This window comes from Bacillus sp. 03113 (genome assembly GCF_006546985.1).
Taxonomy (GTDB): domain Bacteria; phylum Bacillota; class Bacilli; order Bacillales; family Cytobacillaceae; genus VATK01.
The window spans coordinates 135,417-161,999 of sequence record NZ_VATK01000010.1 but is presented as its reverse complement, the minus strand read 5'-3'; the positions used below and the strand labels follow the sequence as shown (position 1 = coordinate 161,999).

Annotated in this window: 23 protein-coding genes and 1 other annotated feature; of the genes, 19 read left to right on the top strand and 4 right to left on the bottom strand. The window is 35.8% G+C overall.

Features of this window, described 5'->3' with window-relative positions; translation table 11 throughout:
• The first annotated feature begins 54 nt into the window (after positions 1-54).
• Both FDO66_RS11610 and FDO66_RS11605 read left to right on the top strand, forming a co-directional pair.
• Positions 55-1,137, top strand: coding sequence for a carbamoyl phosphate synthase small subunit (locus FDO66_RS11610; RefSeq protein WP_141432811.1), 1,083 nt, complete (start codon positions 55-57; stop codon positions 1,135-1,137).
• Positions 1,130-4,243 carry a carbamoyl-phosphate synthase (glutamine-hydrolyzing) large subunit gene (locus FDO66_RS11605; RefSeq protein ID WP_141432810.1) on the top strand — a complete coding sequence of 1,038 codons (3,114 nt, stop codon included), beginning with the start codon at positions 1,130-1,132 and terminating at the stop codon, positions 4,241-4,243. The genes FDO66_RS11610 and FDO66_RS11605 overlap by 8 nt, the downstream gene beginning before the upstream one ends.
• Positions 4,244-4,324: 81 nt before the next feature.
• On the opposite strand, the gene FDO66_RS21275 is transcribed toward FDO66_RS11605, so the two are convergent.
• Entirely contained in the window at positions 4,325-4,456 is a 132-nt protein-coding gene (locus FDO66_RS21275) for a hypothetical protein (RefSeq protein WP_258535705.1), read from the bottom strand.
• 13 nt (positions 4,457-4,469) lie between these two features.
• Here FDO66_RS21275 and FDO66_RS11600 point away from each other — a divergent pair, with 13 nt between their 5' ends.
• Together FDO66_RS11600 and clpB are read left to right on the top strand one after the other, a co-directional pair.
• Positions 4,470-4,649, top strand: a complete 180-nt coding sequence (locus FDO66_RS11600; RefSeq protein ID WP_141432809.1) for a YjzC family protein — start codon at positions 4,470-4,472, stop codon at positions 4,647-4,649.
• 116 nt (positions 4,650-4,765) lie between these two features.
• On the top strand, positions 4,766-7,369 hold the full coding sequence (gene clpB, locus FDO66_RS11595; protein ID WP_141432808.1) for an ATP-dependent chaperone ClpB: 2,604 nt from the start codon (positions 4,766-4,768) through the stop codon (positions 7,367-7,369).
• A 136-nt stretch (positions 7,370-7,505) separates the two neighbouring features.
• Here the strand turns inward: clpB and FDO66_RS11590 are convergent, their stop codons facing one another.
• A complete protein-coding gene (locus tag FDO66_RS11590; protein WP_141432807.1) occupies positions 7,506-7,697 on the bottom strand; it encodes a DUF2929 family protein in 192 nt (63 codons plus the stop codon).
• A 249-nt stretch (positions 7,698-7,946) separates the two neighbouring features.
• On the opposite strand from FDO66_RS11590, the gene FDO66_RS11585 reads away from it, so the two are divergent.
• The 3 genes from FDO66_RS11585 to FDO66_RS11575 all read left to right on the top strand — a co-directional run bounded on the left by FDO66_RS11585 (position 7,947) and on the right by FDO66_RS11575 (position 9,879).
• Positions 7,947-8,684 carry a lipase family protein gene (locus FDO66_RS11585; protein WP_141432806.1) on the top strand — a complete coding sequence of 246 codons (738 nt, stop codon included), beginning with the start codon at positions 7,947-7,949 and terminating at the stop codon, positions 8,682-8,684.
• Between the two features lie 70 nt (positions 8,685-8,754).
• Positions 8,755-9,594, top strand: coding sequence for an NAD(P)-dependent oxidoreductase (locus FDO66_RS11580; protein WP_141432805.1), 840 nt, complete (start codon positions 8,755-8,757; stop codon positions 9,592-9,594).
• 93 nt (positions 9,595-9,687) lie between these two features.
• Positions 9,688-9,879 carry a ComZ family protein gene (locus FDO66_RS11575; protein WP_141432804.1) on the top strand — a complete coding sequence of 64 codons (192 nt, stop codon included), beginning with the start codon at positions 9,688-9,690 and terminating at the stop codon, positions 9,877-9,879.
• A gap of 54 nt (positions 9,880-9,933) precedes the next feature.
• Here the strand turns inward: FDO66_RS11575 and FDO66_RS11570 are convergent, their stop codons facing one another.
• Complete coding sequence (locus FDO66_RS11570) at positions 9,934-10,287, bottom strand: hypothetical protein (protein WP_141432803.1); 354 nt, start codon at positions 10,285-10,287, stop codon at positions 9,934-9,936.
• A gap of 247 nt (positions 10,288-10,534) precedes the next feature.
• On the opposite strand from FDO66_RS11570, the gene FDO66_RS11565 reads away from it, so the two are divergent.
• The 4 genes from FDO66_RS11565 to FDO66_RS11550 all read left to right on the top strand — a co-directional run bounded on the left by FDO66_RS11565 (position 10,535) and on the right by FDO66_RS11550 (position 14,814).
• Complete coding sequence (locus FDO66_RS11565) at positions 10,535-11,467, top strand: beta-ketoacyl-ACP synthase III (RefSeq protein ID WP_141432802.1); 933 nt, start codon at positions 10,535-10,537, stop codon at positions 11,465-11,467.
• Positions 11,468-11,794: 327 nt separating this feature from the next.
• Complete coding sequence (gene fabF / locus FDO66_RS11560) at positions 11,795-13,036, top strand: beta-ketoacyl-ACP synthase II (protein WP_141432801.1); 1,242 nt, start codon at positions 11,795-11,797, stop codon at positions 13,034-13,036.
• Positions 13,037-13,148: 112 nt separating this feature from the next.
• Positions 13,149-13,925 carry a DUF2268 domain-containing putative Zn-dependent protease gene (locus tag FDO66_RS11555; protein WP_141432800.1) on the top strand — a complete coding sequence of 259 codons (777 nt, stop codon included), beginning with the start codon at positions 13,149-13,151 and terminating at the stop codon, positions 13,923-13,925.
• 142 nt (positions 13,926-14,067) lie between these two features.
• Entirely contained in the window at positions 14,068-14,814 is a 747-nt protein-coding gene (locus FDO66_RS11550; protein ID WP_141432843.1) for a YjbA family protein, read from the top strand.
• 303 nt (positions 14,815-15,117) lie between these two features.
• Here FDO66_RS11550 and trpS read toward each other — a convergent pair whose 3' ends face one another.
• Positions 15,118-16,113 (bottom strand): tryptophan--tRNA ligase, encoded by a 996-nt coding sequence (trpS, locus tag FDO66_RS11545; RefSeq protein WP_181444545.1) that lies wholly within the window; start codon positions 16,111-16,113, stop codon positions 15,118-15,120.
• A 208-nt stretch (positions 16,114-16,321) separates the two neighbouring features.
• Positions 16,322-16,576: a binding site (T-box leader), on the bottom strand.
• Positions 16,577-17,150: 574 nt separating this feature from the next.
• Here trpS and FDO66_RS11540 point away from each other — a divergent pair.
• From FDO66_RS11540 to FDO66_RS11505, 8 genes are all read left to right on the top strand, one after another.
• Complete coding sequence (locus FDO66_RS11540; RefSeq protein ID WP_141432798.1) at positions 17,151-18,782, top strand: peptide ABC transporter substrate-binding protein; 1,632 nt, start codon at positions 17,151-17,153, stop codon at positions 18,780-18,782.
• A 144-nt stretch (positions 18,783-18,926) separates the two neighbouring features.
• Complete coding sequence (locus FDO66_RS11535; protein WP_141432797.1) at positions 18,927-19,862, top strand: ABC transporter permease; 936 nt, start codon at positions 18,927-18,929, stop codon at positions 19,860-19,862.
• Between the two features lie 3 nt (positions 19,863-19,865).
• Complete coding sequence (locus FDO66_RS11530) at positions 19,866-20,783, top strand: ABC transporter permease (RefSeq protein WP_141432796.1); 918 nt, start codon at positions 19,866-19,868, stop codon at positions 20,781-20,783.
• 10 nt (positions 20,784-20,793) lie between these two features.
• On the top strand, positions 20,794-21,861 hold the full coding sequence (locus FDO66_RS11525) for an ABC transporter ATP-binding protein (protein WP_141432795.1): 1,068 nt from the start codon (positions 20,794-20,796) through the stop codon (positions 21,859-21,861).
• Between the two features lies 1 nt (position 21,862).
• A complete protein-coding gene (locus tag FDO66_RS11520) occupies positions 21,863-22,801 on the top strand; it encodes an ABC transporter ATP-binding protein (RefSeq protein WP_141432794.1) in 939 nt (312 codons plus the stop codon).
• A gap of 880 nt (positions 22,802-23,681) precedes the next feature.
• Entirely contained in the window at positions 23,682-24,077 is a 396-nt protein-coding gene (spxA, locus tag FDO66_RS11515) for a transcriptional regulator SpxA (protein ID WP_141432793.1), read from the top strand.
• A gap of 410 nt (positions 24,078-24,487) precedes the next feature.
• Entirely contained in the window at positions 24,488-25,141 is a 654-nt protein-coding gene (gene mecA / locus FDO66_RS11510; protein ID WP_141432792.1) for an adaptor protein MecA, read from the top strand.
• Positions 25,142-25,276: 135 nt separating this feature from the next.
• The gene (locus FDO66_RS11505) at positions 25,277-26,476 is read left to right on the top strand and encodes a competence protein CoiA (RefSeq protein ID WP_181444544.1); all 1,200 of its coding nucleotides are present in this window, start codon (positions 25,277-25,279) and stop codon (positions 26,474-26,476) included.
• Positions 26,477-26,583 lie beyond the last annotated feature (107 nt).

Below are 26,583 nucleotides of genomic sequence, written 5' to 3'. Positions count from 1 at the left end.
ATAAATATTAGAATTAAGAAATAAATATACGTTCTAAATTAAGAGGTGTGCAAAATGGAAGGATACTTACACTTAGAAAGTGGAGATCTTTATAAAGGAAAATTACTCACACAAGTCCCACACACAGAAATCTCAGGCGAAATTGTCTTTTTTACTGGTATGACGGGCTATCAAGAAGTTTTAACGGATCCATCGTATAAGGATCAAATTATAGTTTTTACTTACCCTTTAATTGGGAATTACGGTATAAATGAGCATGATTTTGAGAGTAAGAAACCACATGTTGCGGGTGTTATTGTGTATGAAGCGAAGCAAAATGCGTTTCACTATCAATCACAATATTCGTTGGTTGAATACTTACAAAAATGGAACATTCCTCTTTTAAGCCATATTGATACGAGAGCAGTGGTGAAAAAAATTCGCAGTAAAGGTTCAATGCCAGCTGTGATTTCGAACAGTGCGGATTCTACAGTTAGTTCTCTTGAATCTTTATTGGATGAAAAAGTATCAAAAGTTACAACTTCTTCTCTTGAAACGCATGGGGATGGAGAATGGCATATTGCTTTAATGGATTATGGAAAGAAAGACTCTATTTTATATGCTTTGCTAAAAAGAAATTGTAAAGTAACAGTCGTTCCGTATGATACAAGCTTTAATGACATCAAAGCGTTAAACCCAGACGGAATTTTGTTATCCAATGGTCCTGGAGATCCAAAGGATATTGAGCACATTTTACCTACTGTAAAAAAATTAATCATGAGCTATCCGACATTAGGGATTTGCTTAGGCCATCAGCTCGCAGCGCTTGCAATGGGCGGCAATACAAAAAAATTATCGTTTGGTCATCGAGGAGCGAATCATCCTGTAATGGATATTAACCATTCAAAGGTTTTTATGTCATCACAAAATCACAGCTATGTGGTTGATGAAGAGAGTCTCGAAGGCACAGGGCTAAAAACAAGATTTATTAATTTACATGATCGTTCTGTTGAAGGACTGACACATGAACTTTATCCTGTACAAACGGTTCAATTCCATCCTGAAGCTAATCCTGGTCCTGAAGAAGGGGATTACATTTTCGAAGAATTTATTGAAGCAGTAAAAGCTAATAATGGGAGAGTTTTCGCATATGCCTAAAGACACAAGTATTAAATCCATATTAGTAATTGGTTCTGGTCCCATTGTTATTGGGCAAGCAGCAGAATTTGACTACGCAGGTACACAAGCTTGTATGGTTTTAAAAGAAGAAGGCTACAAGGTTATTCTTGTGAATAATAATCCAGCAACCATCATGACTGACGAGAGCTTTGCTGACGCCATCTATTTTGAACCGTTGACCGTAGATACATTAGAAAAGATTATTCAAAAGGAAAAGCCAGATGGGCTGCTTGCAACATTAGGTGGACAAACTGGTTTAAATCTTGCCTTTCAATTACATGAACATGGCATTTTAGATAAATACAATGTTAAGCTACTTGGAACCTCCATTGAATCCATTAAAAAAGGCGAGGATCGTGAGCTTTTCCGTGAATTAATGTATCAATTAGACGAGCCGGTTCCTGATAGCAAGATCGTACATCAAGTAGACGAAGCACTTGAATTTGCAAAAGAAATTGGCTATCCGATCATTGTACGTCCTGCATACACCTTGGGTGGAACAGGCGGAGGAATAGCTCATAATGAAGAAGATTTTATTAAGCTCGTATCGGGTGGTCTTAAGGAAAGTGCCATTCATCAATGCTTAGTAGAAAAAAGTATTGCTGGATATAAGGAAATTGAATACGAAGTAATGCGAGATGCAATGAATACGTGTATTACGATTTGTAATATGGAAAATATTGATCCAGTCGGAGTACATACAGGTGATTCGATTGTCATTGCTCCATCACAAACATTAACAGATGAAGAGTATCAAATGCTGCGTGCCGCTTCTATAAAAATAATTTCTGCGCTTGAAATTGTTGGGGGCTGTAATATTCAATTTGCTTTAGATCCAAATAGCAAAAACTATTATTTAATTGAAGTAAATCCAAGGGTAAGCCGTTCATCTGCTTTAGCATCAAAAGCAACGGGTTATCCAATTGCAAGAATGGCAGCAAAAATTGCAGTTGGCTATTCATTAAACGAAATCATTAATCCTGTAACGGGTGATACATTTGCCAGCTTCGAGCCTGCATTAGATTATGTTGTTGCAAAATTCCCTAAGTGGCCATTTGACAAGTTTACCGGATTGAATCGTAAGCTAGGTACTCAAATGAAAGCAACTGGAGAGGTAATGGGTATCGATCGTAATATGGAAAGAGCACTATTAAAAGCGATCCACTCCTTGGAAATTAATGTCAATGACTTAATCAAACCAGGTTTTTCTGAAAAAACGGATGCGCAATTATTCAATTTAATGCTTGAGCAATCGGATGAACGCTTTTTTGTTATCATGGAGCTAATTAGAAGAGGGACCTCTATCCTTGATATTCATGAAAAAACAAAGATTGACTTATTTTTCTTAACAAGCTTCCAGAATCTCATTCAATTAGAAAAAGAAATTTCTCACGAAAGCCTTGAAACGGCATCGAAGTCTCAGCTTCAAGAGTGGAAGGAAAAAGGCTTTAGTGATGCATTTTTAGCGAAGCAATGGGGAGAAACGGCAAAGTCTGTTCGTGACAAAAGAAAAGAGCTTGGAATTTTGCCTGTTTACAAAATGGTAGATACTTGTGCTGCTGAATTTGAAGCAAAAACAAATTACTACTATTCAAGCTATTACGGCGAAAACGAGCAAACCCCTAGTGATAAGCAAAAGGTACTTGTCATCGGAAGCGGACCGATTCGAATAGGACAAGGAATTGAGTTTGATTATTGCTCTGTACACGGTGTGTTTGGGTTGAAAAAAGAAAATATTGAAACGATTATTATCAATAATAATCCTGAAACGGTAAGTACAGACTTTGCAACTGCAGATCGACTCTATTTTGAACCGTTAACGGTTGAAGATATTATGAATGTTATTGAATCTGAAAATATTCAGGATGTCATCGTTCAATTAGGTGGACAAACGGCATTAAATCTTGCGAAGGAATTAGAAGAATACGGTGTGACGATTTTAGGAACCAATTCCCATACGATCGATCTATTAGAAGACCGTGATCTTTTCTACAAACTGCTAGATGAATTAGACATCCCGCATATCGATGGTGACATTGTAGAAAACGATGAGCAACTAATCAAATCGGTGCAAAAATTAGGATACCCTGTATTAATTAGACCATCCTATGTTATAGGCGGAAAAGGCATGCAGCGAATTGATAACGATAAAGAGCTAGAACACTTTATGAAAACGAATGACATTCCTTATCCTGTTTTAGCAGACCAATTTTTATATGCTTCAGAGGCGGAGTTAGATGTGGCTGCTGACGGTCATGATATTTGCGTGCCAGCTATTATGGAGCATATCGAAAAAACAGGCGTCCATTCTGGTGACAGTTTATCTATATTGCCTGCTAAGGATCTATCAAAAATAGCAGAAGAAAAAATGCTTGATTATGCACAAAAAATTGTTCGTAAAATTAATTATAAAGGTTTAATGAACATTCAATATATTGTAAATGGAGATCAAGTGTATTTACTTGAGGTAAATCCAAGAGCCAGCCGTACAGTTCCGATTGTCAGCAAGGTTACAGGAGTACCTCTCGTACAAATTGCGACAAAAATATTGCTTGGGAAATATGCTTTAGCCGATGAAGAAAAAGGTCTTTATGAAAAAGTTCCATTTACCTGCATAAAATATCCGGTTTTTTCGAATTATGCATTAAAAGGCTTAGATTCTAAGCTAAGCCCAGAAATGAGATCAACAGGTGAAGGGATCTCTTTATCTGATGATTATGCAGAAGCTTTAAAAAAGGTATTCCATCCAGCTCTACAGAAAAAGGAAACAGTGCAAAAACAAATCGTGATATCAAGTAAGGAAGATTTCAGTGATTTAATTGATCATGCTAAAAAATTGGGTCTACACGTGTACTTAACAGATCAAATTGAAAGCAAGTTAGCTGAAAAGGAAACGGTAGCGTTTTTTAATGAAGGAGATTCTGCTGAAGATCAAAAGCTTAGAGAATTAGCAACAAGAAATCGTGTTATAACATTTACACAAAAAGAAAGCTTAGAAGCTTTTGTTAAATCCTTTGAAGCAACTGACTTCACTGTACAATCGATTAATGATTGGCATAACTTGAATAAAGTATTAATTAATTAACACAAAAATCCAGCCCAAAAAGGCTGGATTTTTGTGTCTTGGAAATAGCAAATTAGTCATAATGGGTGAAAACGTTTACCATTAAAGTAAATCAGTCAGAATTATACGTAAACCGTCTATATTCAAGTCAAAAGCATCCACCAAATATCCGGTAATAATTACCATCATGTCTATGTCTGAAACGGAAATAATAACGGTGAACCTTAAAGTCAAGGAGGGACACACAGTGGGACAAAGCAGGCAATTTCGTTCCGGTCAAAAAGCACCGAATAATGGATTTTATGTCGAGGTTGGTGAAACTGGAGATAATGTGAAAAATCCTAGAAAAATTAAATTAAAAGCAGGAGATTCTTTCCCGGAAACGGAAAATGAAAATCGAATTTGGACATATCAAAGAAAACCATAATTGAAAAATTATAAGGTCCTGTTGCATTAGCCATCCTAATTAGGATGGCTTTACATATGAAAAATTTGGCTTATAATAAAATTAGAAGGTCAAAAAAGGTCAAAGGAGTGGCGTCTATGGATTTAAACCGAATGACTGAACGGGTACAAGAAGCGTTAATGAATGCTCAGACCATTGCAACACGAGAGCAGCATCAAGAAATTGATGATGTACATGTTTTTATGGCTTTACTTGATCAGGAGAATAATCTTGTCGCATCCATTTTAAATAAACTAGGATTATCAACAAGTGATTTTTTACAAAAATTAAAAGAAGCAATAGATAAAAAACCAAAAGTATCAGGTAGCGGAATAGAACAAGGAAAGCTTTATATCACAAATCGATTGCAAAGGATCTTAGCTAATGCAGAAGTAGAAATGAAAAATCTAAAGGATGAATATGTGTCAGTTGAGCATCTAATGCTGGCAGCAATTTCTGAAAAAGACTCATTCCTGTCGACTACACTTTCTCAACATGGAATTGAAAAAAAGCAGTTGTTTAAAGCAGTAATAGAGATACGGGGGGATCAAAGAGTGACGACGCAAAATCCGGAGGCGACCTATGAGGCGTTAGAAAAATATGGACGAGATTTAGTGGCTGAAGTACGTTCGGGCAAAGTGGACCCAGTCATTGGGCGAGATAATGAAATAAGAAATGTTATTCGGATTCTTTCTCGTAAAACAAAAAATAATCCAGTTCTTATTGGAGAGCCTGGAGTTGGGAAGACAGCCATCGTAGAAGGATTAGCTCAAAGAATTGTACGCAAGGATGTTCCAGAAGGTTTAAAAGATAAAACAATTTTCTCATTGGACATGAGCTCATTGGTTGCAGGCGCAAAATTCAGAGGAGAGTTTGAGGAACGATTAAAGGCGGTATTAAAAGAAATCAAAAAGAGTGAGGGGAGAATTCTTTTATTTATTGATGAGCTTCATACAATTGTAGGAGCTGGTAAAACAGAAGGGGCCATGGATGCAGGAAATATGCTTAAACCTATGTTAGCTCGAGGGGAGCTGCACTGTATTGGTGCGACAACTTTAGATGAGCATCGTAAATATATTGAAAAGGATCCAGCGTTAGAAAGAAGGTTTCAACAAGTACTCGTTTCTGAACCTAATGTGGAGGATACGATTTCCATTTTGCGAGGCTTAAAAGAGCGCTTTGAAATTCATCATGGTGTCAATATTCATGATCGTGCTTTAGTAGCAGCGACAACTTTATCGAATCGGTATATTACTGATCGTTTTTTACCTGATAAAGCGATTGACTTAGTGGATGAGGCATGTGCCATGATTCGAACAGAAATAGATTCCATGCCTACAGAGCTTGATGAAGCAACAAGAAGAGTGATGCAGCTTGAAATTGAAGAAGCTGCTTTAAGGAAGGAAAAGGATGATGTAAGTCAGGAAAGGCTTGTTACTCTCGAAAAAGAACTTGCTGATTTAAAAGAAAAAGCAAATGCGATGAAAGCTAAATGGCAGCTTGAAAAAGAAGGAATTCAAAAAATACAAGTGAAAAGAGAAGTGCTTGAAAAATTAAGAAGAGAGTTAGAGGATGCGGAAAATAAATACGATTTAAATAAAGCAGCAGAATTACGTCATGGGAAAATTCCAGCTTTAGAGAAAGAATTAAAAAGCATCGAGCAAGAGGTTAACGATCAAAAAGGAGAACGCCTTCTTCGAGAAGAGGTTACGGAAGATGAAATTGCCCAAATCGTCGCGCGTTGGACAGGTATTCCAATGATGAAACTAGTTGAGGGAGAAAGAGAAAAGCTTCTTCATCTAGATCAAATTTTACATGAACGAGTGGTTGGTCAAGAGGAGGCTGTTCAATTGGTGAGTGATGCTGTACTGAGGGCAAGAGCTGGAATACAGGATCCTAATCGACCTATTGGTTCCTTTATTTTTCTTGGACCTACTGGTGTTGGAAAGACTGAACTAGCCAAAGCATTAGCTCAAAGCTTGTTTGACAGTGAAGAACAAATCATTCGTATTGATATGTCCGAGTATATGGAAAAGCATGCTGTTTCTAGGTTGATAGGTGCACCTCCTGGATATGTCGGCTATGAAGAAGGTGGGCAATTAACAGAAGCAGTGAGGAGAAAACCATATTCTGTAATTTTGCTCGATGAAATTGAAAAGGCTCATCCAGAGGTTTTTAACATACTCCTGCAAATGCTAGATGACGGAAGAGTGACAGATTCACAAGGAAGAACCGTAGACTTTAAAAATACAGTCATTATCATGACCTCGAATATTGGCTCAAACTTTCTTCTTGAACGAAATGAAGCAGACGGGATCCACGAAGAAACACGAGATAAAGTAATGAATCAATTAAAAGGTCATTTTCGACCAGAGTTTCTTAATCGCGTAGATGAAGTAATCCTTTTTAAACCTTTACAGATAGAAGAAATCAAAGAAATTGTTTTGAAAATAATGCAGGAGCTTCAAATTCGATTATCAAATCAAAAAATACAACTAAGCATAATGGAGGAAGCGAAGGAATATATTGCAGAAAACGGGTTTGATCCATTGTACGGAGCACGGCCGTTAAAGCGGTATATCCAACGGCATATTGAAACTAAGCTAGCAAGGGAAATAATTGCAGGTAATATCCATGAAGATAGTCATGTTATGATAGGTTTAGAAAATGATCAATTAATGATTCAAGCGGCAAGGAAATAAAGAATTGATAGTAAAGAGGGTAGCTGCCTGATTGTTGACAGTTACTTCAAGAACGAAATTATGTAGTGTGTTTCTTGGAGGATGTTCTTTTTTGGACACCCTCCTAACCATTTTGATTTGAATAAAATGATTCTAATTAATGCAATCCGTCTTTAGCAGTAGGTTCATTCGGAATGATAGTAGAAATAACAAAGATGAATACTGTTGTGATAACGCTTAAAATGAAGGCAAGTTTAAAATCAAAAGCAGCACCGATCATAGCGCAGATAACGTAGGTTAACATTTGAACAAGAAGAAATGTCCAGAAAAATGTCCAAAAGAATCTCATAATTTTCACCTCTAACAATTATTATATCCCACATCATATTACCATAGTGGCAAAAAATAAGGAAGCTTTGATCCTCCTATCATTTTTTGTCAGGTAATTAGATCCCCACTGTAGGAAATTACATGTTACCGTATAATAAAAAGTACTTGTCAACTAAATGTTCTAGGTGCAAATAGGCAAACTCCCTTTCATATTATGTAACAAATCATACATTAATGATGTGGAAATTTTGCTAAAGGAGTTTTGAAAATGGAAACCCGAAACTTTAAATTAGATACCGAATGGAATATGATTCATTATCCAATAAAGCCCAAAGGTTTCGGTGTCCTAATTATTGGAGATGAACGCCATTTTGTAGACGAAAAAGGTAGTTTTTGGACTCAAAATGAAGGCAAGCAATCAATCGTTCAAGAATTACGTGAGAAGGGATATACTATTTTTTACTCCAATCTCTACGGGAGAAATTGGGGGTGCGATAAGGCAGTTGAATTGGCTAAACAATTATACGAATACATTATTAGAACAGAAATTATTAATCATAAAATTCATTTAATTGGAGAAGGAATGGGAGCTCTCGTTACATTAAGGCTTATGAATGAAATGAGACCAAACATTCGATCTGTTGTATTAATTAACCCTGTTCTATCGTTAAAAAAGCATTTAGAACAAGAAAGAGATCATAAATTTTTTTATAAAAAGTTACTTGCAGAGCTTGCTTTTTCATATGAAATAGAACGAAATAGTATTATAGAAAAATTAAATAATTTAGAGGAAATGCAAATAGAAGCATTTGGAATTCCAGTAAAAATTGTTCATGTCCTAACAGGGAGCCGATCGTATAGACAATCAAATGTATTGAATCATCTTTCGGTTAAATGGCAAGATCAAAAGGCCCCTATTTCAGTCTGTTATATGGTGCCAGAAAAGAAACAACAAATGGGCATGCAAATTTCAAGCTTTATAAGAAAAAACGAGAAAGTTCTTTAGTGAAGCAATTGGAAAAATTCTATATCCCTGAGCATAGGATGTAATTAATATGATCTCAGGGAGGCATAAAATGGACAAGGTAATGATCATTGGGGTTTTCGATTTTCTAGGCTTTCATTTTTGTACAGCGATGCTAGAACAAGGGTTTGAAGTGGAAGGGATTCATTTAAAATTTAATGAAAAAAAATCATTTACTACAGAAAAAAAATTAGAAATTGGAAGAAATGCTAATTTTATTGAAACAGATATAAAAAGACTGAATCCATCGAGCTTTCATCTAGATCAAGATTCTTTTATCGTAGTTGACGTTTATGACACTTATATCAAACACAATGAAGAAGCCTTATTAGAACTTATTCCATTCAATCATCCTTTATTTCTTGAAGAAATCAAGCAAAGTCGTTCAAAGATCCTTTTTTTACTCCCAATACAGCTATTGTTATTTGATGAGAATAAGCCGATCTTAAAAAAGTTCATTCAAAAAATAGCAGATGATGATGAGATTATGTCTCAGCTTTATTATTTGCCAACAGTATACGGGCCATGGCAAACAAATGAGTTTATTTTTCAACAAAGCTTATTAAAGGAACTAAACCAAAAAACGGTTATAGAATTCGAGCAGCGTGAGTGTACATTGGACGCTATTTTTATAGACGATATCGTACAAGAAATTCTTAAAGAATGTAGCGAGCAAAAAAGAACATGTCAGCTTTTTAAAAGTGATATCGAAAATCATTGGGGTAAATGTGCAAGCCATTTAGACATTCCAAATCAATTCGCACTAAGAGAAGATCGGTTAATACCGAGTGAAATGTTATGCTACACGATCTCTAGTAAAAATACTATTGAGAAAGCTATTGAGAAGCAGCGTAAGCATCTCGAGTACCTTGTTAAATATAGTTTAGAATGAAAAATTCTTTTCTCCCTTGGAAAGAAGAGTTAAAATAATAAGAGTTGCAGCAAAAGATGCTGAATAATAAATCGTGGGATGCTGGAGGAAAAAATGGATACGAAAGATAAATCACTAGAATTCATGCAAATTGCTATGAAATATATTCCGGAAGCAAAGGAGCAATTAGAAAAAGCAGGAATAGAATTATCGTTGGATATGCTACAACCGTTTTTGGGATTATTAACAAAGGTTATGTCCGATGCATATGAGCTTGGCAAACAAGAAGCAAAAAGCGAAGAATAAAGGATAAAGAAGCGCAAGCAACTTGATCAAGCCGCTTGCGCTTTTCTTTGTAGCTTATTCTTTTGTAAATGTTTGTTTGAGAAATGGACTTACTTTATGAATCAGGGGCTTTAGTTTTGATGCTGAACTCATTAAGGTATCAATATGGTTAAAAAGGTCATCTATATCAACGTTTTTTATAAGCGTTTGAAGATGATTAGATTCATTCTCACTATGTTTTGTTTTTTCAAATCGAAATAACCAATTGTCATGTTCTCTCTCCGGTTTATCCCCTTCAAAAAATAAATCAAACAAATTTTTCTTTTCATTATAATTTTCATTCACTTTATCATCACGATGTCCAAACATGAGGAGTGAGAGACGGTCCTCTTTATCGGCATTTTGTTTTTCCTGTTCTGGTGTTTTCATCTTTGTCACCTTCTTTTATAAAATGGATTAATATTAAGCTATGTTTTTTTTTACATAATGATAGGGGCATCTGTTTAGATGAATTGAATAATTGGTTGCATTATGGCTATAACTTTTGATAGAATTAGTACCAAGTCTTAATATTTGATAATAAATAAATGATATATTTATGGATTTAATACAATAATAAATAGAGACAATTTTTTTATAAAAAATAGTGAGCAATAATCGAAAGGGAGCTGACCCAATGAACGCGGGTATTATTGGTATCGGAAGATCTTTACCAGAAAAAATCGTAACAAATGCAGATTTAGAAAAAATAATAGATACTTCGGATGAATGGATCCGTACGCGAACTGGAATTGAAGAAAGAAGAATTGCAGATGAGAACACAAACACCTCAGATATGGCTTATGATGCAGCAGTGAAAGCCATTAACGATGCAGCTATTGCACCAGAGGATATTGATTTAATAATAGTGGCAACCATTACACCTGATCAACCTTTTCCAACTGTTTCGTGTATGCTTCAGGAACGATTAGGTGCAACAAAAGCAGCTGCAATGGATCTTTCTGCAGCATGTGCTGGATTTATGTATGGAATGGTAACAGCAAAACAATTTATTGAAAATGGTGCGTATAAACATATATTAGTTATTGGAGTTGAAAAACTATCCAAAATTACGGATTGGAATGATCGGAATACTGCTGTCCTATTTGGTGATGGAGCAGGTGCTGTTGTAGTTGGACCGGTATCAGAAGGAAGAGGAATTCTTTCATTTGAGTTGGGGGCAGATGGTACTGGGGGTAAACACCTTTATCAAGATGAATATATTATTATGAATGGACGAGAGGTATTCAAATTCGCCGTACGCCAAATGGGTGAAAGCAGTGAAAATGTTTTAGTCAAGGCAGGCCTTTCTAAAGAGGATGTTGATTTTCTTATTCCTCACCAAGCAAACATTAGAATTATGGAATCGGCAAGACAACGTCTAAACCTACCTGAAGAAAAGATGTCTAAAACCGTACATAAGTATGGAAATACGTCAGCGGCTTCGATTCCCATTTCAATTGTTGAAGAAATTGAAGCAGGAAAAATTAAGGATGACGATGTGATTGTCATGGTAGGGTTTGGCGGAGGCTTAACCTGGGGCGCCATTGCCCTTCGTTGGGGAAAGTAAATAAGATTTAATCCTACATTTATGGGCAGCAAGACCCCTGATGATGGAAGTTTCACTTTATCCCGCATTAACGAGCAGTAATCCCCCACCTTTAAGTTTTAGAGTATCGATAGAGCGAAGTGAGGGATAACTGCCCGTAAAAGCCCGATTGGCGAAATAAGACTTTTCTTTGGGCTTCAGCCCTTAGAAAAGTCAATCAGGCTCTGCGTGACTAACCATCAGAGGGGGATGAAGTTAACCCCCTTTGATGGAAGTTTCACTTTATCAATAAGATAAATTTAGGTATGATTTGAACATAATAGATATAGAAAAGGAGATGCCGCGAGAATGGAAAAAAGAAGAGTTGTTGTGACTGGAATTGGAGCTGTTACACCACTTGGTAAAGATGTAGATACAACGTGGAACAATATTATAAACGGAGTCTCTGGTGTAAAACCTCTTACAAGAGTAAATGCAGATGAATATCCTGCGAAGGTTGCAGCAGAAATCAGGGACTTTAATCCTGAGGACTTTATGGAGAAAAAGGAAGCACGTAAAATGGACCGCTTTACACAATTTGCTGTTGCGGCTTCTATAATGGCAGTAAAGGATTCAAAGCTTGAAATTACCGATAAAAATGCTGAACGAGTAGGAGTATGGGTTGGATCAGGTATCGGGGGAATGGAAACATTTGAACAACAATATGAAACATTTTTAAAGCGTGGATATAGAAGGGTAAGTCCTTTCTTTGTTCCAATGCTTATTCCAGATATGGCTGCAGGTCAAGTCTCTATTACATTAGGAGCAAAGGGCTTTAATTCTTGTACGGTTACAGCTTGTGCGACCGGTACAAACTCCATTGGAGATGCATTTAAGGTTATTCAACGTGGAGAAGCTGATGTTATGGTTTCTGGTGGAGCAGAAGCTCCTATAACAAGGATGTCAGTGGCTGGTTTTTGTGCTAATACAGCATTATCGACAAATACGGATCCTCAAACAGCAAGCAGACCGTTTGACAAAAACCGTGATGGATTTGTTATGGGAGAAGGAGCAGGCATTATCGTACTGGAAGAATTAGAACATGCTCTAGCCCGCGGTGCAAAAATATATGCTGAAATCATTGGCTATGCCGCAACTGGCGATGCTTATCATATTACTGCACCGGCTCCAGCTGGAGAAGGCGGTTCACGTGCAATGAAAGCAGCCCTTCATGATGGCGGTTTAACCCCTGATGAGGTTGATTATATTAATGCACATGGAACAAGTACTGATTATAATGATAAATACGAAACGATGGCTATTAAAGAGGTATTTGGTGAGCATGCGTATAAACTAGCGGTTAGTTCAACTAAATCAATGACGGGTCATTTACTTGGGGCAGCAGGTGGAATTGAAGCAATTTTTTCTGTTCTAGCTATAGACGAGGGAATTATTCCACCAACAATCAATTATGAGACTCCTGATCCTGAGTGTGATTTAGATTATGTTCCAAATAAAGCTAGAAAACAAGACATTGATATCGTAATGAGCAACTCACTTGGATTTGGCGGTCACAACGCAACGATCGTATTTAAGAAATATCAAGACTAATATAACAAAAAAGCAAGTACCTATAATGAGGTGCTTGCTTTTTTGCTTATTAGAAACACACCAATGAAGGTTTATTGTCATAGTCTATAAAAATGCAGTGGAGTGTGACGATATGGGTGTAATAAGGACCGATCAATGGCTGAACGAGCATTTTGATGAACCACTTGAAATCTTAAAGAAAATAGATGACCAAATAAAGGGAGAAGACGTTCAAGAATTTTATTCATACTTAAGAAATTTTGGTATGTATCAGCCAAACAGAAGATGTAGAGCAATCTTTGAACAATTAAAAAAAGATTTTTATTGGGATAAAGTTGAAAAGATCTATCAAACATATCGGAAAAAGTGGGGAGGTCCCGACGTCCCGTTATATATATTTCCTTTTTCAAGCAATCGGTTATTTGATATAACTAACAAATCAGGATTATCTTTTAAAAATATGTTCTTTTTATTTTTGACACCATTAGAGGATGAAAAGGAGATTGAGGCACTGTTTGTTCATGAATATCATCATGTCTGTAGAATGCACAAACAAAAAAAAGAATTATCAGATTATACATTGCTTGAATCGTTTGTGATGGAAGGACTTGCTGAGCATATCGTTGCTCGGTATTGTGGATCAAAATATAGGGCGAGTTGGTGTACAGCTTACTCAAAAAAAGAAATAATTTTTTACTGGCAGAAATATTTGAAAGAAAATCTAACAATTAAAAAGTCAGAAAAGTTGCACAATCAGCTATTATTTGGTTTAGGTAGGTATCCAACTCTTATTGGCTATAGCACTGGATATGCACTCATTCACTCCTATATGAGAGAAAATCGTTTTTCTGATATAATAAGTTTTCAATTTGATGCAGAAAAATTTTTGACGGAAGATTTTTCAAAATAAAAATTAAAGAATGAATATTTATTCATACTAAACATTTTGAAGTTCATGATTTTCAAGTAGAAGATGAGAGATAAAAGGAATAATTTAACTAATTTATGCCCATACTGATTGACAAAAAGTAAAGAGAAGTGAGGGCGGTATGATGTTGTATTTACATGATGTTTGGGTCAACTGGTTTGAAGGTGAGGAAAACGGATATAATGTTTGTCATTTTCATGAGTGGCGCAAGGATGATGGGGTTGAATTATTAGATCAAGTGCCATTATTAAAAATTAGCTCAATTCTTTTTAACTACATTGAGAACGATCTTCTAGAGTTACCTAGACAGCTTTTAAATGATATCTTTCAAAAGGCTTATATACGAAAAAATCACGAAAGAACTCAATTGGATTATTGCTTTATCGTGTCTGATGGAAAAGGAACTTTGGCCATTGATACAATCGGTTATTCGATTCCTGTTCGAAAGAGTAGACTAATTCCTCGTCAAGAACAGCTAGCCCTGGAAATGCTTGAAAATCATGACCCTATTGAATATTCCTTTGAAGAATGCATAAAGGATTTTCATATATTATCCCCCGATCCGGAGTATATGAACGGACTAACTAGAAAGGAAAGACAATTAAAACAGTTGTTATTTATGGCATTAGATCAGCTTTATTCCTCTGAAAATGCGGCAGAGGTCCGATATTGGTATACGGAGTGGAGTCCTGAACGTTATTATGACATCCAGCTTCTTAATTTTGAAGAAGCATGGATTCAATTGTATGAAAGCATAAAGGATGGATGGACAAGCAAGCATGAGCAATTTTGTGAGAATATCATCAAGGGTCAGTCTTTTTTTGAAAAGCTTTGGGAAATGGAGCATGGTCCAAAAGTGAATGAACCGTAAGCAAGAACAAAAACGCAAGCGCTTTGATCAGCCCTGAAGAAAAATGTTCTCATGACTCAAAAAGTGCTTTTTACTTTTAGAGGCATGAGGTTATCTTTCACAAGGGCTAGGCGCTGGCCGATTAAAAGCACCACGTCCTGTGGTGACATCGGCACTCGTACATCCTGTACATCGAAGCTGGACGTTGATACATAGCCTTCAAAGTTATCTACAACCAACTATTTTATAGTTTCCTAAGCAATCAAAAAGGAGATTCAAACGAACCCGTTTAAGATGCGTTTGAATCTCCTCGATAGTCTTCTTTTAGCGTTTTCTTTTTCTTCCAAGACCCATAGCATTCTCCATTTTCTTCAGCATCTTGTTTGCAACAAATCTAGCTTTTTCAGCACCTTCATCTAAAATATCATCTAATTCAGTTGATTCCATTAGCTGATAGTATTTATTCTGAATCGGTTCAAACGTTTCAATGATGATTTTTGCCACATCCGCTTTAAATTGTCCGTAGCCTACACCGGCATACTTTTCTTCAAGCTCTGCAATCGATTGTTGAGAAAGAATTGAGTAGATTGATAATAGATTGGAAACTCCAGCTTTATTTTCTTTATCAAATTTCACGATTCCATCCGAATCTGTAACAGCACTTTTAATTTTCTTTTCAATCAGCTTCGGCTCATCAAGAAGGGTAATAAACGCTTTTTGATTAGGATCTGATTTACTCATTTTTTTAGTTGGTTCCTGTAATGACATCACTCTTGCGCCTACTTTTGGAATCCGAACCTCAGGGATGGTGAAAATGTCGTTATATTTTTTATTAAATCTTTCTGCTAAATCACGAGTCAGCTCAAGATGCTGCTTTTGATCCTCACCTACTGGAACGAGGTCCGTACCATATAATAAAATATCAGCTGCCATAAGAGGCGGATACGTTAATAAACCAGCAGAAACAGCTTCCTTTCCAGCTGATTTATCTTTAAATTGTGTCATGCGTTCAAGCTCGCCGATATAAGATACGCATTGCAGCATCCATCCTGCTTGTGCATGAGCGGGTACTTCGGATTGAATAAATAGAGTCGCCTTATTCGGGTCAAGCCCAACTGCTAAATAAAGAGCTGCAAGACTTCTGATGTTTTGTCTAAGAGTCAGCCGCTCCTGTGGAACCGTGATCGCATGCTGATCAACGATGCAAAAAAAGCAGTTGTATTCATTTTGAAGCTCGATAAATTGTTGTAACGCTCCAATATAATTTCCTAATGTAATGGTGCCGCTTGGTTGTATTCCAGAAAAAATCGTTTTCATTATTTTTCCTCCATCTATTTTATTATAAGGCGCAGCTATGGAAATGATTTTAAATATTGTCCTTAACATTGCCTTTGTTTAAGAAATTGTCAAAAATTCTTTGAGCAGGGACCTTGATATGCAAATGATAGAAGCATATGATTATATTTGAAAGTTACAGGTCTATACCATTGGATTAATGACAACAAAAAGACCATTCGTCCCTAACAAATATAGGGACGAATGGTCCGCGGTGCCACCCTAATTACTCAAAATGAGTCTCTTAACGCCCCTTTTTGTAGAAAAATTAGGGCAGCCTTCGTAACGTAAGGCAATCGCTGTCATATAATTTGCACAGTTGTAAACCTAGCATTTCTATTTCAGAGCTCAAAAGTCCATTCCATCTACATGGCTGCTTGTTTCCACCTGCCACAAGCTCTCTGACAAACCAGACTGTAAATGTACTATTCTTTGTCATCGCTGATTGATATTAAATTATCTACAATAAAAAATATACGAAAAAGAAAAAAAAAGCAAGTGTATGTATAAATATTAACTTTCTCTTATGATCATGCTAAGTAAATAATATTAAGAAATGGTTAATTCCGTTGATTTTTGTAATATTCTCCACAAAAACAGCATTCATTTTTCTACATAAAAAAACAGAAAAAGACGTAAAAAAGTACTTGACTTTATATAAAAATAACTTTGTATACATAAAGACTACTTGCAATCACCAGATAAAGTACTTATAATGACCTTAACAAGCGGAATTTGGAAATGTTAAATTATTTCACATGAGTTTGTAATATGCTATAAGTCATAGTTTGCTAAAGAGTGAGTTTATCATACATATTTGAAATTTTATCCTTAATAGAGCTGTTTAAATTAGTCAGTTATAGAGGGATAATATTCTATAAAAATATAAACTTGCTTTTTTTGGCGTTTTTTAATAGATTTTTTTCGATCTATTAGCCTATTGTAAACTGATTTATATAAGCAAATATAAGTGGAATATTTGCAAACAAACCGTTTGTCCAAAAATATAGGGGGGTCACACCGTGAAGAAAAGATTGTCAGTCTTAATAAGCATGCTGCTTGTGTTAAGTGTATTTTTAGCAGCTTGTAGTGACAAAAGTTCTGGTAGCAACGACGAAGGCACAGAGAAGAAAAAAGTTGCACAAGACTTAAGAGTAAATATTAAAACAGAGCCTTTCTCATTAAATCCAGGATTGGCAAACGACAGTACATCAGGAAGTATTTTACTCCAAACATTTGAGGGCTTAACTCGTCTTGATGCCAAAGGAAAGCCTCAACCAGCTATGGCGGAAAAAATCACACCTTCTGATGATTTGAAAACTTATACATTCAAGCTTCGTGATGCAAAATGGACAAATGGTGATCCAGTTACAGCGCAAGACTTTGTATATGCGTGGAAATGGGCATTAGATCCAGCAAATGAATCACAGTATTCCTACCAGTTATATTATATTAAAGGCGCTCAAGCAATAAATGAAGGAACAGCTGCAGCTGATACACTTGGTGTAGAAGCGGTAGATGATAAAACTTTAAAGGTTACTTTAGAGAATCCAACTCCTTACTTCTTAGAATTAACAGCTTTCTATACGTATTTCCCAGTAAACAGCAAAATTGCAACAGCTAATCCAAACTGGTACAAAGATGCTGGTGATCAATATACATCCAATGGACCATTCAAAATGACAAAATGGGAACATTCTGACAGCATCAAGCTAGAGAAGAATACAGATTATTGGGATGCAAAAACAGTAAAATTAAGCTCTGTTGAAATGTTTATGGTTAATGAGGATGCTACAGAACTATCTATGTATGAAAACGGTGAGCTTGATTGGGCTGGACTTCCATTCGGACAGCTTCCGACAGAGGCAATCCCGCAATTAAAAGATGCTGGTGATCTTAAAATTAAACCAATCGCAGGTACGTACTGGTATAAATTTAATACAGAAAAACCACCTTTGAACAACTTGAATATACGTAAAGCTTTAACGTATGCCATCGATCGTAAAGCAATTGTTGAAAATATTACTCAAGGTGGACAAGTTCCAGCAATGGCAGCTGTACCACCAACGATGTTCAAGGAAAATGAAAAAGGCTACTTTAAAGACAATGATGTGAAAAAGGCAAAAGACTTCTTACAAAAAGGTCTTAAAGAGCTTGGCTTAACAGATGTTTCTCAACTTCCTGCCATTACGCTTTCCTACAACACCAATGATGCACATGCAAAAATTGCACAAGCAATTCAGGATATGTGGAAACAAAACCTTGGTGTTAATGTAAACTTAAGCAATGAAGAATGGGCAGTGTATATTGATAAGCTTCATGCTGGAGATTATCAAATTGGCCGTATGGGCTGGCTAGGAGACTTTAACGATCCAATTAACTTCCTAGAATTGTATCGTGACAAAGACGGCGGTAACAACGATACGAAATGGGAAAATCCAGAATTTAAGCAGCTTCTAATTGATTCACAAAAAGAAGAGGATGCAAAAAAACGTACAGCGATGCTGAAAAAAGCTGAAGGTATTTTCATGAATGATGTTCCTGTTGCACCAATTTACTTCTATACAAATGTATGGGTTCAAAAAGATAACCTTAAAGGTGTAGTTGTTTCTGGTCTAGGTGATGCTCAATTAAAATGGGCTTATTTTGAATAATAATAGTTTGTTCGTTAAACGAAGGTATATGAAGCAAAGCTTCATATACCTTCATTTCTGACAAAATAATTTGAATGAGTTATTTTGAAGTTTGAAATAAACTAAAGCCTTTTATTAAAAAAGTAAAAATTGGAGGTGTAGAATATGACAAGGTACATTACAAAGCGTGTGCTGTATATGCTCCTTTCGCTCTTTCTTATTGTGACTGCAACGTTTTTTTTAATGCGAGTAGCGCCAGGGAATCCTTTTACTTCTGAAAAAAAGCTGCCTCCCGAAATTGAAAAAAATCTAATCTCTCATTACGGCTTAGATGATCCTTGGTATATTCAATATGGGGAGTATTTATTACGTGTAGCTCAATGGGATTTTGGCCCTTCCTTTAAATATAAGAGTCAAACAGTCAATGATTTAATTAATGATGGATTTCCCGTTTCATTTATATTAGGATTAGAAGCTATTTTAATTGCCCTTGCCGTTGGTGTATTATTAGGTGTTATTGCCGCCTTGCGACATAACAAGTGGCAGGACTATACAGCTATGATAATTGCTGTATTAGGGATATCGGTTCCTTCCTTCATTATGGCGACTGTTTTACAATATTTTCTTGCTATAAAATTAGGTATTTTCCCAGTTGCTCGTTGGGAATCTTTTATGCATTCAGTTTTACCAGCTTTAGCATTGGCCTCAACGCCGATGGCGTTTATTGCACGCCTTACAAGATCCTCGATGTTAGAGGTCTTAAATAATGATTATATAAAAACGGCGAAAGCAAAAGGGTTAAGCGGAACAGCTATTACAGTTCGGCATACGTTAAGAAATGCGATGCTTCCAATTGTTTCTTACTTAGGTCCTCTTTCAGCTGCAGTTCTTACAGGTAGTTTTGTAATTGAAAAGATATTTGGGATTCCGGGATTAGGGTCTCACTTTGTTATTAGTATTGCCAATCGCGATTATACTGTAATAATGGGAGTTACAGTATTTTACAGCATCATTCTTTTAGTTTGTATTCTCCTTGTCGACATAGCGTACGGATTAATTGACCCACGGATTAAACTAGCAGTCGGGAAGAAAGGAGAATAAGTGATGATACCAGTTTCAAAAGATAAATTTACTATAGTTGGAGCACATGGCTCTGATGCTGAGAAAATTTCTAAACCAAGTCTTTCTTTTTGGAAAGATGTGTTCGTTCGATTACGAAAAAACAAGCTTGCTATATTTGGGGTAGTTTTACTCACGCTGCTTATATTTATGGCAATCTTTGGACCATATATGACAAAGCATGACTATTTTACAACTAATCTAATAAATGCTAATAAAGCTCCATCAGCTGACCATTGGTTTGGAACTGATGACCTTGGACGCGATGTATTTGAACGTACTTGGTTTGGTGCACGTATTTCTTTATTTATCGGATTTGCAGCTGCCCTCATCGATTTATTCATTGGTGTTATATGGGGTGGACTTGCAGGTTATAAAGGGGGACGTACAGATGAATTTATGATGCGCTTTGCCGACATTTTGTGGGGTGTCCCGTATCTCTTACTTGTTATTTTATTAATGGTCGTACTAGGACAAGGTCTTGGAACAATGATTTTAGCTATGACTATTACTGGATGGATTAATATGTCGCGGATTGTACGTGGTCAAGTACTATCCTTGAAAAATCAGGAATATATATTGGCCTCTAGGACATTAGGTGCAGGGATCTCAAGAATTATGAGACGCCACTTAATCCCTAATACAATGGGACCTATTCTAGTTACATTAACGCTTTCAGTTCCATCCGCTATCTTTACAGAGGCTTTCTTAAGCTATTTAGGCTTAGGTCTTACACCTCCTCTAGCTAGCTGGGGGACAATGGCTGCTGATGGTTTACCAGCCATTAGATATTATCCATGGCGCTTATTCTTCCCGGCAACGTTTATATGCTTAACAATTTTTGCTTTCAACGTTATTGGTGACGGGTTACGCGATGCATTAGACCCACGACTACGTAAATAGGAGTGAGAAAATGGAAAAATTATTAGAAGTAAAAGATTTACAAGTCTCATTCCATACTTATGGAGGAGAAGTTCAAGCTGTTAGAGGTGTATCTTTTGACCTTTACAAGGGAGAGACTTTAGCAATTGTTGGAGAATCAGGATCTGGAAAAAGTGTTACTTCTCAAACCTTAATGAAATTAATTCCAATGCCCCCTGGTCATATTAAAGGTGGACAAATATTGTTTGATGGTCAAGATCTTGTTCCAAAAACAGATAAAGAAATGGAGAGAATCCGTGGGAAAGAGATTAGTATGATATTCCAGGATCCAATGACTTCATTAAATCCAACCATGAAAATCGGCCGGCAAATTATGGAGGTTTTGATTAAGCATCAGCATATGTCTGCAGATGCTGCTAAAAAAAGAGCGATTGAATTACTTAAGCTTGTTGGAATTCCAATGGCTGAAAAGCGAGTAGATCAATATCCGCATGAATTTTCAGGTGGAATGAGACAGCGCGCGATGATCGCTATTGCTTTAGCTGCAAAACCAAAACTTTTGATTGCTGATGAACCGACAACCGCCCTTGATGTTACGATTCAAGCACAAATATTAGATTTAATGAAAGATTTACAGGAAAAATTGGATACTTCTATTATCTTTATTACACATGATTTGGGAGTTGTAGCCAATGTAGCTGATCGGGTGGTCGTGATGTATGCTGGGCAGATCATTGAAACAGGAACAGTAGATGAGATTTTCTATGATCCGCGCCATCCTTATACTTGGGGGCTGCTAGCTTCAATGCCAAGCCTCGATCATGATGATAAATCTGAGCTTGCAGCAATACCGGGTACGCCACCTGATTTAACCAATCCTCCCAAAGGGGATGCATTCGCAGCAAGAAATCAATATGCTATGGAGATTGATTTTGAAGAAGAACCGCCAATGTTTCAAATTTCCGAAACACATTTTGCAAAAACTTGGCTGCTTCATCCAGATGCACCTAAGGTTGAGCCTCCTGAATCTGTAAAGCGTAGAATGCGCAAAATATCCTCTACTTTTGAAAAACCTGTATTAGTTGTGGAGGGAAAGTAAAATGGCTGAAAAACTATTAGAGATTAAAAATCTTAAACAACATTTCCATGTTGGCAGACCGAACATGGTAAAGGCTGTTGATGGGATATCCTTTGATATATATAAAGGAGAAACACTTGGATTAGTAGGAGAATCTGGGTGTGGGAAATCTACGACTGGTCGGTCAATTATACGACTATATGATGCAACAGATGGTCAGGTATTGTTTAATGGTGAAGATGTCCATGGAAAAAAATCAAAAGCTGAGCTTAAAAAGTTTAATCGTAAAATGCAAATGATTTTCCAAGATCCTTATGCATCTTTAAATCCACGAATGACGGTTGCTGACATTATTGCTGAAGGCATTGATATTCATGGTCTTGCTGCTAATAAAACGGCACGTATACAAAGAGTGTATGAGCTTTTAGAAACAGTTGGCTTAAATAAAGAACATGCAAATCGATATCCTCATGAATTTTCAGGTGGTCAAAGACAGAGGATCGGAATTGCTCGTGCTTTAGCTGTTGATCCAGATTTTATCATTGCGGATGAACCAATTTCTGCATTGGATGTGTCCATCCAAGCTCAAGTGGTCAATTTAATGAAGAAGCTTCAACGAGAAAAAGGCCTAACCTATTTGTTTATAGCGCATGACCTATCAATGGTTAAGTATATTAGTGATCGTATTGGTGTTATGTATTTTGGGAAGCTGGTAGAATTAGCGCCAGCGGATGTACTATATAATCAACCCATTCATCCTTATACGCAATCTTTACTTTCAGCGATACCATTGCCAGATCCTGACACAGAGCGTTCTCGTAAACGAAAATCCTATGACCCTAAAACAGCTCATCAATATGATGGAAACGAGAAACTTGAAATGAGAGAAATAAATAAAGGGCACTTTGTCTATTGCTCAGAAAAAGAATTTATTCAATATAAAGCTAAATATTCAAGATAACAATAATCTCGGGGACAAGCACGGTGTTGGGTTACACTATTCTTCTTTGATATATACATGGATCAAAGAGAATAGCATTTACTTAAACATCTGTAGAGTCCTCTTTTTTTGTATTTTTGATAAAGGCTGTTTTCTCAAAGTTTGTTGCTTTTGACATAAAACATTGGGAGAAACGTTTCGGAGCAGCCTGCATACACGTAGCCTCCTGTGGGAATACGAGAAAGGCGAGACCCCGCAGGAGCGTATGCGACGAGGAGGCTTGACGATCGCCCACGAAAAGCGAAGTGTATGCAGGCTGCGCATTTAAAAGCAACAATCTATACGAAAACAGTCTTGATAAATAATTTGTGTAAAGAGTATTGTAAAAGAACAAGTTTCATTATAAAATGAAATTAATGAAAGCACTTACATACTGTGAGCTAAAACCACTTTTACTTATGTTTGTTTTCAATTCATATTGATAATTGAGAATAATATCGAAAAATGTAGAAAATGGTTGGAATGAAAAGCAGACGTTTTCATACCTAAATTGTACTGAAGGGCCTCTTATCAGAAGATAAGTTTCTTTACTTTATGTGTGATTTAAAAATAATTTTTAAACATGAAGTAAAAATGTTTTATGGAATTTGAAACTTTTTTTAAACTCAAACGTCTATATATATAGTTACATATTAAGAATATTCGTTTTATAGGGGAGGGAAAAGACTTTTTTCAGAATCTTAAAAAAGGATACCAAAAAGGGAACAAATGTTGTATAATAGTTAATATACATTACTTAATTAAATTAATTTTAATTTAATAAAAGTAGCAATATTCAAGTGTTTATCTTTACTAGATTTATTATAAATTTATGTCTAATATAAGGGAGTGTGAATTTGTAATGGTCACATTATACACTTCACCAAGTTGTACATCTTGTAGGAAAGCAAAATCTTGGCTGGAAGAGCATGAAATTGCATACAAAGAAAGAAATATTTTTTCAGAACCGCTCTCTATTGACGAAATTAAAGAAATTCTTCGTATGACAGAAGACGGTACAGATGAAATTATTTCTACTCGTTCAAAGACATTTCAAAAACTAGACGTTAATCTTGATACAATGCCTTTACAAGACTTATTCAAGCTCATTAAAGACAATCCAGGATTGTTGAGAAGACCTATTATCATTGATGAAAAACGTCTTCAAGTTGGCTATAACGAGGATGAAATTAGACGCTTCCTTCCAAGAAAGGTACGTACTTTCCAGCTTCGTGAGGCACAGCGATTAGTTAACTAATCGTACAAACAAAAATGATTTGAAAAGAGCTTTCACTTTATCAATAAGTGATGGCTCTTTCTATTTATACAAAAACATTTATCATAAATAGCATGTGTTATGGGAAAAATAAGAAAATACATAAATTTGTCACAGAATGAAGTATTTTTCTCGTTCATTCATTTGAGACTTTTTAAACTTTCTGATAAAATAATGGAAATACTCAAAAAATATAGGCATTTGATGGTTTTTAAATTCTTAATATATTATAATTCCCTTTATCGACGATTTGTCATAAAATAAGAGTACAAGGTACACTATCCGTTACGTTCTTTTTCAGGATTCACTAAAAACCAATAGTAGGGGATTTATAGTCATCTGTATGGGGGTATTTAGTCCCTTCAACTATAGACAGAAGGGAGAAATGTGATATGGAAATTGAACGCATTAATGATTACACAGTAAAATTTTACATTTCTTATGTCGATATAGAGGAGAGAGGATTTGATCGTGATGAAATTTGGTACAATCGCGAGAAAAGTGAAGAACTCTTTTGGGAAATGATGGATGAGGTTCATCAAGAAGAAGAGTTTGTGTTAGAAGGTCCTCTCTGGATTCAAGTTCAGGCCCTCGACAAAGGTCTAGAAGTGCTCGTTACAAGAGCTCAACTCTCTAAGGATGGTCAAAAATTCGAGCTGCCAGTTCTCGAAGACAAATTAAAAAGTTTGGCTTCTGATGAACGTATCGAAGAAATACTAAATGATCATTTTGAATCAGAAGAAGAAGAGTTTGAGGATAATCTGGAATTTCTACTTACCTTTAAAGATTTTGAAGATTTAGTATCCCTTTCGAAAATTAGCATCAATGGAGAAGTGGAAACAAAGCTTTATTCTTTAGATGGAAAGTATTACTTATTTGTTCAATTTGTTGAAGAAGAAATTGACGAAGATGAAATAGATAATGTACTCAGTATTTTGCTTGAGTATGGTCAAGAAACGCAAGTAACGATTCATGTTGTGCAGGAATACGGTAAATTAATCATCGACAATGATGTATTTACTGAGCTGAATAAATATTTTCATTAAAACTTCTACTTGTAGAAGTTTTTTTTGCATTTAAAGGGATGTTCTTTACATTTCACTTTATAAAGTGAAACAAAGCTGAAGGAAAAAGGAAGATAATCGCGAATATTACAGTATAGATCAGAAAGGAGGATTATATTGTTTACTGCTTTAACGAAGAATGGAAAATTGTTTAGGATATTTGAGCAAAATAATCCGAAGGTATTAAAGGAAATACGGGCAAAAGAGGAGTTTTTTTGTCCAGAGTGTAGGGAGAAGGTCATTTTAAAAATCGGAAACAAAAGGTTAAGTCATTTTTCCCATGCTAATAGAAAAGCTTGTATTAGCAATGCAGAAAGGGAATCAGAGTATCATATAAATGGTAAGCTCCATTTGTTTCATTGGTTGCAAAAGCAAGGATTGAATCCAGAACTAGAGCCTTTTTATCCATCAATCCGACAGCGACCGGATATCGCATTTATTTATAAGAATCGTTTGTATGCGATTGAATACCAATGCTCGGTCATATCAGAGGAACTGTTTATAAAAAGAACCTTACATTACAGAAAGAAAAAGATTATTCCCGTTTGGATTATTGGAGGAAGACGGGTCAAACGAAAAAGTCAAAACAAGGTTCAGTTTTCAGCGTTTGACTATTTATTTCTAACAAAAAATGCGAACAATCAATGGGTTTTTCCTTCCTATTGTCCTCAATCACGTACTTGGATTTTATTAGATCACATTTCTCCTATTTCTTCTCTACATGCTCTTTCAAATTTTACAATTCAAAAGCTTGATGAGATTTCTTTTCGAGAATTATTTATCCCTGCTTCATACACTTTTTCAATGCTTGATTGGAAAATTGCGATTCGTAATTATAAACATACGCTCGTCCTTCGTCACTCAAAGGCCGATAAAGCTTTTCTTCAAGAATTGTACCAGAATAGTTTGAACCCATTCCTGCTTCCTCCATTCATCGGTATTCCCATCCCACAAGCCCATTTATTCGAAACAGCTCCCGTTCTTTGGCAATCTTATATTGTAATGGATCACTTCCTTCCTTTACAAAAAATGAAGTCCGTTAAGTTTATACAAATTAATCAGCTTTTCCAGCAGCGAATAAAGAAAAATCAAATTAAGGTTAGAACCTTGCCATTAGTAAAAGAAGTTAATTTTTCAATTGTTATAAAAGAGTATCTACGTAAGTTAATTCAATTGCACGTAATAGAAGAAACCGTTCCTTCTAACTATCAAGTCAGTTCTAATTTTTATATTGCCAAAAGTCAAAAGGAGCAAGAGGAATGGGAGAATCAATTTTATAACGATTTTGCTAAAGGAAAAATAAATCATAGGCCTTAATTTTTCAAGTTTGATGAAGAATCGGGTAAAATAAATATTGGATACATGGAGGAACATGTAAATTTCTTTGGTGGCAAAACTTATGATTACTTATTAAAATTAGAATG